Here is a 14464-nt window from a genome sequence, read left to right as displayed (position 1 = left end):
TTATGGCTTATCAATCGCAAGACATCATTCGTCGTTCCGCGACTAACGGTTTCACCCCCGCGCCCCAGGCGCGGGATCACCAGCAAGAAGTGGCGAAGCTTATCGACGTAACCACCTGTATCGGCTGTAAAGCCTGCCAGGTGGCCTGTTCGGAGTGGAATGACATTCGTGATGAAATCGGCAGCAACGTCGGGGTTTACGATAACCCGGCGGATTTGACCGCCAAATCATGGACGGTGATGCGCTTCTCGGAAGTGGAACAGAACGACAAACTGGAATGGCTGATCCGCAAGGACGGCTGCATGCACTGTGCCGATCCGGGCTGCCTGAAGGCGTGCCCGGCGGAAGGGGCGATCATTCAGTATGCTAACGGCATTGTCGACTTCCAGTCTGAACAGTGCATCGGATGCGGCTACTGCATCGCCGGATGCCCGTTCGACGTGCCGCGTCTGAATCCGGAAGACAACCGCGTGTATAAATGTACGCTGTGCGTCGACCGCGTCAACGTCGGCCAGGAACCGGCCTGCGTGAAAACTTGCCCAACCGGCGCTATCCACTTTGGCTCAAAAGAGGATATGAAAACGCTGGCGGGCGAGCGCGTCGCCGAGCTGAAAACTCGCGGTTACGACAACGCAGGCCTGTACGATCCGGCAGGCGTCGGCGGTACGCACGTGATGTACGTGCTGCACCATGCCGACAAGCCGAATCTGTACCACGGCCTGCCGGAAAACCCGGAAATCAGCGCCACCGTGAAGTTCTGGAAAGGGATCTGGAAACCTCTTGCAGCGGTCGGCTTTGCGGCGACCTTTGCGGCCAGCGTCTTCCACTACGTCGGGGTCGGTCCGAACCGTGCGGAGGAAGAAGATGACAACCTGCATGAAGAGAAAGACGAGGTGCGCAAATGAAACGTCGTGACACCATCGTGCGCTACACCGCGCCGGAACGCATCAACCACTGGGTCACCGCCTTCTGCTTCGTGCTGGCGGCGGTGAGTGGACTGGGCTTTTTCTTCCCGTCCTTCAACTGGCTGATGCAGATTCTCGGCACGCCGCAGCTGGCGCGCATTCTGCACCCGTTCGTGGGCGTGATCATGTTCGCCTCGTTCATCATCATGTTCTTCCGTTACTGGCATCACAACCTGATCAATCGGGACGATATTTTCTGGGCGAAGAACATCCGCAAGATTATCGTCAACGACGAGGTTGGCGACACCGGACGGTATAACTTCGGCCAGAAATGCGTGTTCTGGGCGGCGATTATCTTCCTGGTGCTGCTGCTGGTGAGCGGCGTGATCATCTGGCGTCCGTACTTTGCCCCGGCGTTTTCCATTCCGGTGATCCGCTTTGCGCTGATGTTGCACTCCTTTGCCGCCGTCGCGCTGATCGTGGTGATTATGGTGCATATTTACGCTGCGCTGTGGGTGAAAGGCACGATTACGGCTATGGTTGAAGGCTGGGTTACCCGCTCGTGGGCGAAGAAACATCACCCACGCTGGTACCGCGAAGTGCGTGAAAAGCAGGACAAAACATCGTCCTGACCCGCTGATTATCCATCCCAATGACTCTGGCGCCGGGAACATTGTTTCCGGCGCTATTTCGTGTCAGGCTCCGCCAGCTAATCCGAACGGTGAATAGTCTGCTCCGTTAAGATCGGGTATCGTACCGCACACATTGCGATGTCACCGGTATATCCCGCAGACCGATTGCGGTTATCATTACTGATATTCACCAGAGCGGGCGCGTGGCAGGCGCCAAATCAAGAGCGGATGACAGACCACCGATCCGCCCAACCAGGAAGCACTCAATGAGCATTCGTATCATCCCGCAAGATGAGCTGGAAAAAAGCGAGAAGCGCGCGACGGATATGATCCCACCGTTATTATTTCCCCGGCTCAAAAATTTATATAACCGTCGCGCCGAACGCCTGCGCGAACTGGCAGAGAACAACCCGCTGGGCGATTACCTGCGCTTTGCTGCGCTGATCGCCCACGCGCAGGAAGTGGTGCTGTACGATCACCCGCTTCAGATAGACCTGACCGCACGCATTAAAGAAGCGAACGAACAGGGCAAACCACCGCTGGATATTCACGTTCTGCCGCGCGATAAACACTGGCAAACGCTGCTGCATTCGCTGATTGCGGAGCTGAAGCCCGAAATGAGCGGCCCGGCGCTGGCGGTGATCGAAAACCTGGAAAAAGCCTCCGAACAAGAGCTGGAACAGATGGCGAGCGCGCTGTTCGCTGCGGATTTTGCCTCTGTAAGCAGCGACAAAGCGCCGTTTATCTGGGCTGCGTTGTCGCTTTACTGGGCACAGATGGCTAACCTGATCCCGGGCAAAGCCCGCGCCGAATACGGCGAACAGCGCCAGTATTGCCCGGTGTGCGGCTCAATGCCGGTCTCCAGCATTGTGCAAATTGGCACCACACAGGGGCTGCGCTATCTGCACTGCAACCTGTGTGAAACCGAATGGCACGTGGTGCGCGTGAAATGCAGCAACTGCGAGCAGAGCCGCGATTTGCACTACTGGTCGCTGGAAAATGAGCAGGCGGCAATCAAAGCCGAAAGCTGCGGCGACTGCGGAACCTACCTGAAGATTCTCTATCAGGAAAAAGACCCGAAAGTCGAAGCGGTGGCTGACGATCTTGCCTCGTTGATTCTGGACGCCAAAATGGAGCAGGAGGGCTTTGCCCGTAGTTCTATCAACCCGTTCCTGTTCCCGGGTGAAGGGGAGTAAAGCTTACCTGGACCGGATGGCCCCCGTCGTCCGGTCTACAAGTGATATGGCGTGATCACCCCCGTATCCCGGCAAAGTCTTTTGTATTACGCGTCACAAGCTGACAGCGATGGATTTGGGCGGTTGCCAGGATGATCGCATTCGGCAGTTTCATACCATACTCCTGCATCAGGCTGACGCTGCGTTCTGCGATATCCTGTGTAACGCCAATCACGTTGAAGACGCTTAAAGCTATACGCGTGCGGTTTTCCTGATGATATTTCTTCGCACCGATTATTACTTCCATCCATGTGATAAGGCTAATCGCATTTTGTGGGGGATACGTTTCAAGCGCCTGTTTCGCCTCACGACGACCGCTAAACAAATCGATCTATGGGTATCAAATAATACAGCCCCTTGCGGCATCACCATTCCTCGCGCAATTTCCTTTCGTATTCGATACCGTCTTCTTCGCAGCCCTGCCACAGTCCTGACGCGTTAGAAAGGGTATTTTCTGCCAGACCTTGTCTTTCAAGGTTTTGTTCTACTGCTTCGCGTAATAGCTCAGCACGCGGTAGGTTGCGCTGCTTTTTGAGATCATCAAGACGCTTGATCACATCGTCTGGCAGGTCGAGTAAAACCCTGCCCATAACCATTCCAACCATCATACTCATATATCTCTCCGGCATATCGTTTGCAGCTATTTTTCGCACAACATACAGCCGTGGCGGCAGGGAAAAAAGCGCTTTCAGACGTGACTTTCACTTTTGCGAGGCGCTTTCCAGAATCGCTATCACGGTAAAATTCGTCATTTTATTTCGCCGCTATCCAGGCTATAACACTGTGTATTCATACAGATAAAGGGTGAGAAATATGGCGCTGGAAAAGGGCATTGCAAAGTTGGTTGGAGACTTTATCGCCGCGGGACGCCCCTCTGTTCGCGGTCAGCGTATTGATGACAGGAGGGCGGGCTATGTCGCCAGTACGGTGCTCGCTGGCGACACGGAAAGTCGTGTCGAAGTGGAAGTGTGTGTACTCGAAGAAATAACGTTTCGGGTGGTTTCTCCCCGTCACGCATCAGGCGCGCTGCCCTGTGTGATCTATTATCACGGCGGCTGTTTTGTCAGCGGAGGATTTGCCACCCACGATAAGCAACTACGCCAGTTGGCTTACCGCAGCAACTGCCGGGTAATCGCCGTCCAGTACCGTCTCGCGCCAGAGCATACTTTCCCGGCGGCGCATGACGATGCCGAAAAAGGGGCAAATCTTGTCTGGACCTACCACGAGCGATTTGGCATCGACCGACAGCGCATTACGCTTGCCGGAGACAGCGCGGGTGGGCAGTTGGCGCTGGTAACCGCGATGCGCCTGAAAGCGGCGAAACGCTGGCTGCCTGCGCAGTTGTTACTCATTTACCCTATGCTCGACGCCACGGCGCATTTTGAAAGCTATACCCGCAATGGGCTGGATTACCTCATCACGCGTGACACATTACTTACCGGCTATGAGATGTATTTATCACACACCGACCGCCAGCACCCCGAAGCCAGCCCTTTGTGGAGAGAGGATTTCAATGGCCTGCCGCCCACTCACATTATTAGCGCAGAGTACGATCCACTGTGCGATGAAGACGAAGCGCTGTATGACCGCCTTACGGCACAGGGCGTAGATTGCACCTGCCAGCGTTACCTCGGCGTTATTCATGGATTCTTCCAGCTTGGCGGAGTAAGCCAGGCCGCGCGCAGCGCAATGCAGGATATCGCCTGGCGCATTGGACAGCAGAAGGCAGCCTACTCCTCCTCGTTCCCACCTTCTTCATAGGGACCGAAGGGCTTTGCGGGCAGGACGATATAAATGCCTTCAAATATCGCGCCGGTTGTTTCATCGCCCAACAGTTCGACCTGCAGCTGGACGCGCGCTTTTTTACCTCGCGCCAGTCGGTCAAGATCGCCGCTCAGTGAGCCGAGATCGGCTACCGCGCTGGGTCTGCCGCTGATGGGCTTGCTGTAGCGAATATGGGCGTCGGCAAGAATAATGGTGCCGCCGAGGTGGCGCTCACGCAGCATTAGCCAGATAAGCCCCCAACCGGTGAGTGTCGCCAGCGAAAACAGACTTCCGGCGAACAGCGTGTGGTGCGGGTTTTGATTGCCCGTCTCCGGCATGGTAGTAATGAATTTTTGCCCGGTGTACTGCTGAATACGTACGCCCATTTTCTCGCTTAGCGGGATATGTTCATACCAGGCCTGCTGTAGCTGTCCGCACCAGTCGCCGCGATGCAATATGTCGTCGAGCGAAGCGACAGGCTTAATCATCAAAAAATGGCGTACCGGCGTGGTTTGCGGCGTGGTAATTTCGCCCTGATTCACAAAGCCCAGCTTGGCGAAGAAGTCGACCGCGTCCTCGCGAGCGCTACAGGTCACTCGCTTAACGCCCTCCTGACGCGCCACCGACTCCAGCGTCATCGCCATCAGCGTCCCCAGTCCTTTTTCCTGTACTGCGGGATCAACGGCCATAAAGCGGATAGAGGCTTCGTTATCGGCATTAATGTACAACCGTCCCACGGCAACCAGGTTACCGTCTTCATCCACGACCATCTGGTGATGCGCCATCGCGTCCCAGGCGTCACGTTCGGAACCTTTTGGCTGATGCAGCGGTTTACGCAGCATTTCCCAGCGAAACTGATAGTAACGCTCTAATTCTTCTTCTGTTTGCGGTACACGAAGGTGATACATAGCTGTACTCTCTCTTGTTACCCGCGGCCACGCCGGAAGCTGATTCATACCTGAAGCCAGAACGTCACGGGACCATCGTTGACCAGCGCAACCTGCATATCCGCAGCGAAGCGTCCGGTTTGCGTGTTCATTTCCTGCTGGCGGCAGCGCCCGACGAAATAATCGTACAGCGCCTCAGCACGTTCCGGCGTTGCCCCTTTGGAGAACCCGGGACGCATGCCGCGTTCCGTATCGGCCGCCAGCGTAAACTGCGATACCACCAGCACGCTTCCGCCCGCCTGCTGCACGTTTAAGTTCATCTTGCCGTCAGCATCGCTAAAAATACGGTAGCCCAGTACGCGCTCGCATAAGCGATTCGCTTTCTGCTCGTCGTCATCCTTTTCGACACCTAATAAGATTAAAAGTCCGTTGCCAATTTCACCCGTCACCTCTCCCTCCACGGTGACGCTGGCACGGGTTACGCGCTGAATGAGTGCAATCATGGTTGGTCTGCTTCTTCTTGTTCTGCGGCTTGTTTGAGTTTGCGGTATTCCCCGAGAGTGACAGTTATTTCCGCGCCAAGCAAGACGATACACCAGGTCCAGTATACCCAGACAAATAAAATCGGGATCACCGCCAGCACGCCATAAATGAGCTGATAAGACGGAAACATGGTGATATAAAGCGCGAAACCTTTCTTTCCTGCTTCGAACAGCACCGCAGCGACAAATGCGCCGACAACGGCATCACGATTGGGTACGCGCGTAGTCGGCACAATACTGTAAAGCAACCAGAAAGAGAGCCAGGAAAGGATCAGCGGGAAAATGCGCAGGACATCATCAATCACCGAATTGAGATCGCTTGCCCAGCGCAATGAAAGTAAATATGAGCTGATGGCAAGACTCGCCCCGGCCAGTAGCGGCCCGAGCGTCAGGATCATCCAGTACACGGCAAAAGAATAGACCTTTGGCCGCGTACGCTTGCTGCGCCAGATGGTATTGAGGGCGCTGTCGATGGCGTACATCAGCAGCAGCGCGGTAACGATCAGCCCACACGCCCCGACGGCGGTCATTTTGTTGGAATTCGCCACAAACTGTTCGATATAGCGCTGAATCACATCGCCTGTAGCGGGGATAAAGTTAGCAAAAACAAAGTGCCGGAGCTGAACGCTGACTTCGGAAAACATCGGAAAGGCGGCAAACAGCGCAAAAACAACCGCGATCAACGGCACTAAAGAGAGCAACGAGACGTAGGCGAGATTTCCTGCCAGCGTCGTCATATTGTCTTCATCAATGCGCCGCCAGAGCAGCTTTAGCCAGGCCCGGATCGGACGCGTATGGTGCCTGGCTTTTTGATGCGCGGTTTTTAGCATAACAGCGTCGCGAAATAATCAGGAATGGTGGATTTATCGGTCACCAGAATGCTGGTCATCCCAACCTGGTTAGCCCCTTCTATATTATCGGCGTTATCGTCAAAAAAGACCGCATCGCTCGCGGAAAATCCTTCCTGCTGGAGAACGTGCTGATAGATACGCGTTTCCGGCTTGCGCATACCGAGATCCTGAGAAAGATAGATATGATCCGCCGCCTGGCGAATCTCAGGGTACTCTTCCGGCCAGAACGTGGTATGCAGACGGTTAGTGTTCGACAGAACAACCACGCGATGTCCCTGCTCACGCAGTTTATGCATGATGTCGATCACCTCAGGCCGCAGCGCGACAAACACCGCTTGCCAGCCGTGAGAAAATTGCTCATAGCTCAGCGACAGTTCCATCTCCTGACACAGCGCTTCGGCAAACGCTTCGTCAGTGATTTCTCCGCGCTCATGCTGGTGGAAGACGTCTCCCATCGTAAAACTTTGCTTTAATGACGCCAGCGGTACACGGCTCAAATCACTCCATGCCCCTAACACGCGGTTGAAGTCGATATCGACAATCACATTACCTAAATCAAAGATATAGAGCATGTTCATCTCCTTACTCGCCGTGGATGAATAACTGTAGCGGGAAAGGCGAAGTTTGACTATCCGTCTGACCGGGAAGATCAGCGAAAAAAAAGGCGATGCATTTTCAGCATCGCCTCTGGTGACATCACCCGATTATCGGGCCTGTGGCTTCAATCTTTACAACGATTTATGGCAGCCTGTCGTATCAGAAAGTGTACTTCACGCCAAGCATCGCGGAGGTATCGCTGTAGCTGTTGTCGCCCACCTGCTGCGCAACGTTACCCCAGACCTGCAGCCGTGGCGTCACCTGCCCTTCCACACCCACTTTTAGTTCGCCAATATTGCGCGTGCCGCTGATTTCATCCGTGATGGAGCCCATCTGCACGGCCTGGTTATTGGTATTGTGGATCCAGTTTGCCTCTACGAACGGCTGGAACTCACGACCTTTACCGGCGTCTTTTTCCGCGTGCCCTTTCAGGTAAGCGCGAACGCCAAGACGGGTCATCAGATTGCCGTCAGTTTTATCTTTGACAACCGTTCCGTTATTTTCACGGTGGGTATCAGCCTGCACATCCATCCAGATAACCTGGGCTTTCGGCTGGATCCAGTAAGTTGCGTTCTCACTTTCACCGACCAGGAAGCTGTAACCGCCTTCCACAGACGCCGTGATACCGTCGGATTTGTAGCTTTCGCTGGCCAGATGGTCACCGCGAACGGTGTTATCGAACCAGTTGTACAATACCCAGCTGTCCAGGTAGGTGCCGGTTTTATCGGCTTCGTTCGCATACCAGGTGGCGTACAGGCCAACGCTATAACCGTCTACGGAACCGCGAGAGGCATAGCCTGTCTGGCTATTACGGGTTTTGCTTTTCTGGTTGGCATAGCCCGCCATCGCGCCGAGATGCCAGCGGTCAAGGCCGTCACTGCTCCATTGCGCCAGGTCGCCGCCAATTTGCAGGACGTAGCGGTTTGCCGTGGTTTTCAACTGCCCGCTGGCGTCGTCGAAGCGAGTATGACCGCCCTCGTTGCGCATCCACATACTGGTGACTTTTTCTTCTCCGGTCAGCACGTCGGTGTACTGCGTCTCACCCAGACGGTCGTGCAGACGGGTGATAAACATCGTGTTGGCTGCGTAATTGTTCGCCAGATAGCTGCCAAATTCCGGACGATACTGGTGCTCAACCGGCGTGGGTTCAGGCGCAGGCGGCGTCGGTGGGGTTGGAGGTTCCGGCGGCTCAGGAGGGTCAACCGGATCGACCGGGTCTGGCGGTGTCGGAGGCTCTGGCGGATCGACCGGATCGGGATCCGGTTCTTCCGGCGGATCCACAGGCGTCAGTTCGCTGGTCAGATACCAGTCGCTGGCTTTCTTCACCACATCGTAGTCATACGCGCCCGCGACAATACGTCCGGCTTTGGTGAAGGTACCGTCAGAGTTCCCTGCGACCTCAACGATTTTGATACCGTCAACGGTCAGCTCGCCCATGCCGCCAATGTTGTTAATGCCGACGTTGGTATTGCCGGAGGTATCGCCCTGTACAATCAGCTTATCGGTAAATGAACTGTCGCCTTCCAGAACCGTGTTCAGTACCAGCAACGCGTTAGTACCAATATAGTTACCCATCACGGTCAGGGTCTTGAAGGTGGACTGATCGTCGCGGGATACGCCGTCAGGGCTGTAGCGCAGCGTCGCCTGATCCAGCGTCAGGTTAGTCAGCGTGGAGTCTTTGGTCATCGTCCACAGGCTGTCGCCGCCTTTCATGTTCAGGTTAACTTTTGACGTGGCGTCTACGCTGGACGAGCCGACGAACAGGGAAGTATCTGCCATATTCAGCGCCACGGTACCGCCATTGATGGCGTTGATATTGCCTTCAATATCAAACACGCCTTCGCTGTCGGTCAGCGCCGTTCTGTCGATGTTTAACCGGTCGGTCCTGAGATACGTATCGGCAATCTCCGGCACTGCCAGCGCCTGGCTGGCAATGATTGAATCAACGCCGTTGGCCTGAATCACATCGGCGCTGTCAGCCACTCTCAGCTTCGCGCCTCCCGCCAGATACACCGTACCCGGACGGATATTATCCGTGTAGGTACCTTGCTGTTCCGTAGAGGCGTAAATAGCGAATGCGTTGGTTCCCGTGGTTGAAATATCCACCCCGTCACCTAGCTGGATAAGGCCGCCCTTATTGGCGTAAACAGCATGCCCCGCTTTGGTGGTGGTAGAAATTTCAGAGTCATCGCCGATAAAGACATACGCATTACCTTTGGTGTTATGGCTTTTCCCTTGCAGAATATCCACAATCCCCATGCCGTTGGTATCTCTGTCCCGGTTACCGGCGTAAACAGCGTAGCCTTTACTGTCTGCCACATTCGCCGCAGTACCCGTGCCTGTGACTTTCAACACGTTTTTTCCGGCCAGGACAATAATGCTGTTTGCTCCCGCGTTCTGGAAGTTATTCGCCCGGACGGCAACGCCATCTTTTACCGCAATATTCGCAGATTCAGAGACATAAACCAGAGAGTCGTAGTTATTATTAAAATCGGACGCCGCATTAATGCCGTCAGCCGACGACCCCGTGGTTTCAATGGTTAAATTTCTGGCTTTAAAAAAGACCGCTTCGCTGTTGCCCCTAATCGCATCGGCAGCAGAACCGGACGTTTTAATAGTAATGTCTTTCAGACTTGGCGCATTCATGCCGTTCGTCTGTAGATAAACACCAAAGCCCCCGAGCGGGGATGTAGCGCCTGTCCCGGTGGTTGTGACGTTAATCAGATCGTAATCACCAAGGGGGGTAGCACCTGCGTAATAATAAAGTACGTTGTTATGGTCCAGCGTCAGCTCCGCGTCTGCTATCGGAACATGGCCGCCTACAGCAATAAGCGCAACGGCAATGCTTAATGCCGTCTTATTAAAAAGCGCGCTCTTTTTCAGATCTTTATTCATGGTTTTCATATTTCCACCTTTTCCTTAACGTTTGTTTTTACACGTACTCGTCAGGAATCAGGACTCCGTTTTCTAATGAAAATAACTGCTTGAAAAAACCAAAGGTAAAAGGACCGCGCTCTTTAAATTAAAGCGACGCCGAACTTAAAAATTTATGTACCTTACCTTTTACGGCATAAATATCTTTAATTAATCGGGCTGTCAATGGGTGCTAAAACGCAGAAATATATAACCAAGAAGATTTTTATATAATTATTTGCATTATTCCTGGGCACTTTTTTTGCTGAAAAAAAAACGGCGTGCCAAAACGCAAATTCATAAAAAAATCAAATGGTAAAAAAAGCATTTTTTGCTTAAAGGAGAGGATTTTAAGAATAGTGCGCTGAATATTAGGATGTTTATCTATTTTTTATTTTTGTGATAAAAAAACCGCCAGCATCGGCGGTTGATATGAAAAGTGCTGTCAGGCATTCACGGCATCGTCCTGACCGGGGCTCACTTGAACGATTTCGATCTGCTGGGAGGTAAGCAAATTATGCAGGGCGGGTCCGGGCAGTTCATCGGTAAACAAGGCTGTTACCTGCGAAACATTACCAATTTCTACCGCGGCAGAAGCATGGTATTTGGTATGGTCGGCGGCGAGGAGAATGTGCCGTGAGTGCGCCATCATGGTTTTCACCACGCTGGCCTCGTTGACATCAAACTCCAGCAACGCGCCATCACCCTCTATCGCCCCGACGCTGGTGACCAGATAGTCGGCGCGAAATCCGGCGACAAAGGCTGTCGCGGAAGGTCCGATAATCCCGCTGTTGTGCGGACGCAGCGTTCCGCCGGGCACCATCACTTCAAATCGCGGATTGTTGTAGAGAATATGGGCGACGCGCAGACTGTTCGTGATAATGCGCAGATGGTTGTGGTTCAACAACGCCCGTGCGACCTGCTCGACGGTGGTGCCAATGGTGATAAACACGGTGGAACCGTCCGGGATATAGTCAGCGACCGCTTCCGCAATGGCTTTTTTCTCCTGCGTCCACGAGACCTCACGCTGCTCGAATGCCGTATTGACGACGCTGGATGCGCGCCCCGCACCGCCGTGATGACGAGTGATCAGCCCCTGCTCGCTTAATTTTCGGATATCGCGACGCACCGTCTGGGTTGAGACCTCCAGCAAATCCGCCAGCTCATCAATGTTCATATACCCGCGCTCCCCAATGAGCGCGAGCAGTTGATCGTGACGGGGATTGCCGGTCAGTTCAGTAAGACTCATGAAATTTCCTCGAAAAACCATTGCCCTGCAATTTTATACAAAAAGTGACAGAAAAGAGCGGGTTTGATCACAGTCGGGGATCCCAGCGCGTCCACCGGGTCGGGTACACTTCAGCGCCGCCACGCCACTGGCGAATCTGACCGCCTCTGGCTGCGCCTCACCGCAAGCCAGGCTAAACGCCAGCGCGCCGTGAAAAACGTCGCCCGCGCCAGTGGTATCGACAACCTCAACGGCGAAGCCGGGCTGATGCCGTAGTAGGTCCTTGTCGAGCCAACTGCATCCCTCGCTACCGCGAGTCACATACACATGACCATTTGTGATCGTTTGTGCGTATCTTAGCGCATCAATGACATTTTCTGTCCCCGCTAAACGCGTCAGTCCCGGTTCAGAGAACGCTGCGTGATCGCACATTGCCACCAGCTCGCGAATGTCTTGCGGCGTGACATCGCCATCCAGTACCGTTATGACGCCCGCCTCGCGCGCCAGCGTGAAGGCCTGTCTTGCGCCTTCATGCCAGCGAACGTCGGCCAGTACCACGTCCCACTGCGAAAAGTCGATTTCCCTGAGCCAGTCGGCGTCTGGCGGTAAATCCGGACTGGGAAAGTTGACAATAATCCGCTCCCCTTTGGCGTCGACGGTAATCGCCGACTGGGATGACTTCGCCCCCGCGTAGCGCCGGGTATAGCGCGTGTTCACCCCCAGGGACTCCAGTTCCGCCAGCAGGGTGTTTCCGGTGGCGTCATCGCCCACACGGCCAATAAAGTCCACCTGCGCGCCCAGCCTCGCCGCAGCCACTGCGGCAGTCGCAGCAGGCCCGCCGCCCACTTCCGTATAGCGATTTGCCACATATTTACCTCCTTCTGTCGGTAACGCTTCTACGTAATAGATGCGATCCATCACGGTAATTCCTACACAAGCAATGCGAATCATGGTCGTTCCTTAAGCAGTTCGGGATGGGATTTATTTTAATTTCACAAAATGTTTAAAAAGTGACGGCTGTCAATTTTTTGACCATAAATTACAAATACGATCAAAAACAGACAAAACAAGCGGCAATGAATGACAAAAAATGACATCCACGTCTCAGGAGGACGTTATGGCAGCAGTAGCATTTATCGGATTAGGGCAAATGGGTTCGCCGATGGCGAGCAACCTGTTGAAGCAGGGTCACCAACTCAGCGTCTTCGACGTCAATCCGGACGCCGTACAGCGCCTGGTGGAAAAAGGCGCTCAGCCAGCCAGCAGTCCGGCGCAGGCCGTGGAAGGCGCTGAGTTTGTTATCACCATGCTGCCGAATGGCGATCTGGTGCGCAGCGTGCTGTTTGGCGCACAGGGCGTTTGCGAAGCCCTGTCGCCGCAGGCGCTGGTGATTGATATGTCGACCATTCATCCCTTACAGACCGATAGCCTGATTGCCGACATGCGCGCCAGAGGGTTCGAAATGATGGACGTGCCCGTTGGCCGTACCTCCGATCACGCCGTGGCCGGCACGCTGCTTCTGCTGGCGGGCGGCACCGCGGAACAGATAGAACGGGCCATGCCGTTGCTGATGGCAATGGGTGACGAGCTGATTAATGCCGGAGGGCCGGGCATGGGTATCCGCGTGAAGCTCATCAACAACTACATGAGCATTGCGCTCAACGCCCTGTCCGCCGAAGCCGCTGTGCTCTGTGAAGCACTCGGTCTCTCTTTTGAGGTGGCCCTGAAAGTCATGAGCGGGACCCCCGCCGGGAAAGGCCATTTCACAACCTCCTGGCCGAACAAGGTGCTGAAAGGGGATCTTTCCCCGGCCTTCATGATCGATCTGGCACATAAGGATCTGGGCATCGCGCTGGATGTCGCCAACCACCTGCACGTCCCGATGCCGCTCGGCGCCGCCTCCCGTGAGGTTTATAACCAGGCGCGGGCGGCTGGCCGCGGCCGCGAAGACTGGACAGCGATTCTCGAACAGGTTCGCACTTCTGCCGGACTGAAATAACCATTTTGATACGCAAAAGGACTGAAGAATGACGACGTACACCCTGAAAGATATCACCCGACCTTCCGGCGGTTTTGCCATGCTGGCGGTTGATCAGCGCGAAGCAATGCGCCTGATGTTTGCCGCCGCAGGCGCGCCGACGCCGGTGACGGATCAGCATCTGACCGACTTCAAAGTCAACGCGGCAAAAATACTGTCGCCGTATGCCTCGGCGATTCTGCTGGATGAGCAGTTCTGTTACCGCCAGGTGGTGGAACAAAACGCGGTCGCCAAAAGCTGCGCGATGATCGTCGCCGCCGATGCGTTTATTCCGGGTAACGGCATTCCCGTCGACAGCGTGACAATCGACAAAAGTATTAACCCTCAGGCCGTGAAGCAGGATGGCGCAAAAGCGCTGAAGCTGCTGGTGCTGTGGCGCAGTGATGAAGACGCACAGCAACGTCTGGATATGGTGAAAGAATTCAACACGCTATGCCACAGCAACGGCCTGTTGAGCATTATCGAACCCGTGGTTCGCCCACCGCGTCGCGGCGATAAATTCGATCGCGAGCAGGCCATCATCGACGCCGCGAAAGAGCTGGGCGACAGCGGCGCCGACCTCTACAAAGTCGAAATGCCGCTGTACGGCAAAGGTTCACAGCAGGAACTGCTGTCGGCCTCCCAGCGGTTGAATGAGCATATCGCGATGCCGTGGGTGATTCTCTCCTCCGGCGTGGATGAAAAGTTATTCCCGCGGGCGGTCAGTGTGGCGATGCGTGCTGGCGCATCCGGCTTCCTGGCTGGCCGCGCGGTCTGGTCGTCAGTGATTGGGCTGCCGGATACCACCATGATGTTACGCGACATCTCTGTACCGAAACTGCAGCGATTAGGCGAAATCGTCGACGAAATGATGGCTAAACGTAATTAAACGA

Annotated in this window: 14 protein-coding genes and 1 pseudogene; 6 read left to right on the top strand and 9 right to left on the bottom strand. The window is 54.7% G+C overall.

The features are described from left to right. Window positions 1-2: 2 nt before the first annotated feature. The 3 genes from fdxH to fdhE all read left to right on the top strand — a co-directional run bounded on the left by fdxH (window position 3) and on the right by fdhE (window position 2733). Window positions 3-905, top strand: coding sequence for a formate dehydrogenase subunit beta (fdxH, locus tag OGY07_RS01445; RefSeq protein WP_060570983.1), 903 nt, complete (start codon window positions 3-5; stop codon window positions 903-905). Then, window positions 902-1537 (top strand): formate dehydrogenase cytochrome b556 subunit, encoded by a 636-nt coding sequence (fdoI, locus tag OGY07_RS01440; RefSeq protein ID WP_286598256.1) that lies wholly within the window; start codon window positions 902-904, stop codon window positions 1535-1537. The genes fdxH and fdoI overlap by 4 nt, the downstream gene beginning before the upstream one ends. Before the next feature lie 266 nt (window positions 1538-1803). Then, window positions 1804-2733: a formate dehydrogenase accessory protein FdhE gene (gene fdhE, locus OGY07_RS01435; protein WP_286598254.1), complete on the top strand. Its 930-nt coding sequence runs from the start codon at window positions 1804-1806 to the stop codon at window positions 2731-2733. 35 nt (window positions 2734-2768) lie between these two features. Here the strand turns inward: fdhE and OGY07_RS01430 are convergent. Both OGY07_RS01430 and OGY07_RS01425 read right to left on the bottom strand, forming a co-directional pair. Beyond that, window positions 2769-3138 (bottom strand): annotated as a pseudogene (locus OGY07_RS01430) (type II toxin-antitoxin system VapC family toxin). Continuing rightward, the gene (locus tag OGY07_RS01425; protein WP_286598252.1) at window positions 3138-3386 is read right to left on the bottom strand and encodes a ribbon-helix-helix domain-containing protein; all 249 of its coding nucleotides are present in this window, start codon (window positions 3384-3386) and stop codon (window positions 3138-3140) included. The pseudogene OGY07_RS01430 and the gene OGY07_RS01425 overlap by 1 nt, the downstream one beginning before the upstream one ends. Before the next feature lie 199 nt (window positions 3387-3585). Between OGY07_RS01425 and OGY07_RS01420 the strand changes: the two genes are divergently transcribed. Further along, window positions 3586-4533 (top strand): alpha/beta hydrolase, encoded by a 948-nt coding sequence (locus OGY07_RS01420; protein ID WP_060570981.1) that lies wholly within the window; start codon window positions 3586-3588, stop codon window positions 4531-4533. Here OGY07_RS01420 and fabY read toward each other — a convergent pair. The 7 genes from fabY to OGY07_RS01385 form a co-directional block, all read right to left on the bottom strand. Beyond that, window positions 4503-5444: a fatty acid biosynthesis protein FabY gene (gene fabY, locus OGY07_RS01415; protein ID WP_042292459.1), complete on the bottom strand. Its 942-nt coding sequence runs from the start codon at window positions 5442-5444 to the stop codon at window positions 4503-4505. The two genes, OGY07_RS01420 and fabY, sit on opposite strands and share 31 nt — an antisense overlap. A gap of 44 nt (window positions 5445-5488) precedes the next feature. Further along, entirely contained in the window at window positions 5489-5926 is a 438-nt protein-coding gene (gene dtd / locus OGY07_RS01410) for a D-aminoacyl-tRNA deacylase (protein WP_042292457.1), read from the bottom strand. Further along, the gene (locus OGY07_RS01405; protein WP_042292454.1) at window positions 5923-6795 is read right to left on the bottom strand and encodes a virulence factor BrkB family protein; all 873 of its coding nucleotides are present in this window, start codon (window positions 6793-6795) and stop codon (window positions 5923-5925) included. Before OGY07_RS01405 ends, dtd begins: the two co-directional genes overlap by 4 nt. Next, a complete protein-coding gene (gene yihX / locus OGY07_RS01400; protein ID WP_042292451.1) occupies window positions 6789-7388 on the bottom strand; it encodes a glucose-1-phosphatase in 600 nt (199 codons plus the stop codon). The genes OGY07_RS01405 and yihX overlap by 7 nt, the downstream gene beginning before the upstream one ends. A 184-nt stretch (window positions 7389-7572) precedes the next feature. Then, entirely contained in the window at window positions 7573-10317 is a 2745-nt protein-coding gene (locus OGY07_RS01395; protein WP_286598247.1) for an autotransporter outer membrane beta-barrel domain-containing protein, read from the bottom strand. A gap of 454 nt (window positions 10318-10771) precedes the next feature. Next, window positions 10772-11575 (bottom strand): DeoR/GlpR family DNA-binding transcription regulator, encoded by an 804-nt coding sequence (locus OGY07_RS01390; RefSeq protein ID WP_200035884.1) that lies wholly within the window; start codon window positions 11573-11575, stop codon window positions 10772-10774. A 33-nt stretch (window positions 11576-11608) separates the two neighbouring features. Continuing rightward, window positions 11609-12505: a sugar kinase gene (locus tag OGY07_RS01385; RefSeq protein ID WP_286598244.1), complete on the bottom strand. Its 897-nt coding sequence runs from the start codon at window positions 12503-12505 to the stop codon at window positions 11609-11611. Between the two features lie 166 nt (window positions 12506-12671). Between OGY07_RS01385 and yihU the strand changes: the two genes are divergently transcribed. Beyond that, a complete protein-coding gene (yihU, locus tag OGY07_RS01380; protein WP_286598242.1) occupies window positions 12672-13553 on the top strand; it encodes a sulfolactaldehyde 3-reductase in 882 nt (293 codons plus the stop codon). 28 nt (window positions 13554-13581) lie between these two features. Beyond that, the gene (gene yihT, locus OGY07_RS01375) at window positions 13582-14460 is read left to right on the top strand and encodes a sulfofructosephosphate aldolase (RefSeq protein ID WP_060570976.1); all 879 of its coding nucleotides are present in this window, start codon (window positions 13582-13584) and stop codon (window positions 14458-14460) included. Window positions 14461-14464 lie beyond the last annotated feature (4 nt).

The organism is Citrobacter sp. Cs237 (assembly GCF_030332325.1).
Classification (GTDB): Bacteria; Pseudomonadota; Gammaproteobacteria; order Enterobacterales; family Enterobacteriaceae; genus Citrobacter_A; species Citrobacter_A sedlakii.
This window is presented reverse-complemented; position numbering and strand designations above follow the sequence as displayed.

Bases quoted from the DNA above. Each gene is read 5' to 3' on its own strand.
- fdxH (WP_060570983.1), top strand. From the start codon at position 3: ATGGCTTATCAATCGCAAGACATCATTCGTCGTTCCGCGACTAACGGT.
- fdoI (WP_286598256.1), top strand. From the start codon at position 902: ATGAAACGTCGTGACACCATCGTGCGCTACACCGCGCCGGAACGCATC.
- fdhE (WP_286598254.1), top strand. From the start codon at position 1,804: ATGAGCATTCGTATCATCCCGCAAGATGAGCTGGAAAAAAGCGAGAAG.
- OGY07_RS01425 (WP_286598252.1), bottom strand. From the start codon at position 3,386: ATGAGTATGATGGTTGGAATGGTTATGGGCAGGGTTTTACTCGACCTG.
- OGY07_RS01420 (WP_060570981.1), top strand. From the start codon at position 3,586: ATGGCGCTGGAAAAGGGCATTGCAAAGTTGGTTGGAGACTTTATCGCC.
- fabY (WP_042292459.1), bottom strand. From the start codon at position 5,444: ATGTATCACCTTCGTGTACCGCAAACAGAAGAAGAATTAGAGCGTTAC.
- dtd (WP_042292457.1), bottom strand. From the start codon at position 5,926: ATGATTGCACTCATTCAGCGCGTAACCCGTGCCAGCGTCACCGTGGAG.
- OGY07_RS01405 (WP_042292454.1), bottom strand. From the start codon at position 6,795: ATGCTAAAAACCGCGCATCAAAAAGCCAGGCACCATACGCGTCCGATC.
- yihX (WP_042292451.1), bottom strand. From the start codon at position 7,388: ATGCTCTATATCTTTGATTTAGGTAATGTGATTGTCGATATCGACTTC.
- OGY07_RS01395 (WP_286598247.1), bottom strand. From the start codon at position 10,317: ATGAAAACCATGAATAAAGATCTGAAAAAGAGCGCGCTTTTTAATAAG.
- OGY07_RS01390 (WP_200035884.1), bottom strand. From the start codon at position 11,575: ATGAGTCTTACTGAACTGACCGGCAATCCCCGTCACGATCAACTGCTC.
- OGY07_RS01385 (WP_286598244.1), bottom strand. From the start codon at position 12,505: ATGATTCGCATTGCTTGTGTAGGAATTACCGTGATGGATCGCATCTAT.
- yihU (WP_286598242.1), top strand. From the start codon at position 12,672: ATGGCAGCAGTAGCATTTATCGGATTAGGGCAAATGGGTTCGCCGATG.
- yihT (WP_060570976.1), top strand. From the start codon at position 13,582: ATGACGACGTACACCCTGAAAGATATCACCCGACCTTCCGGCGGTTTT.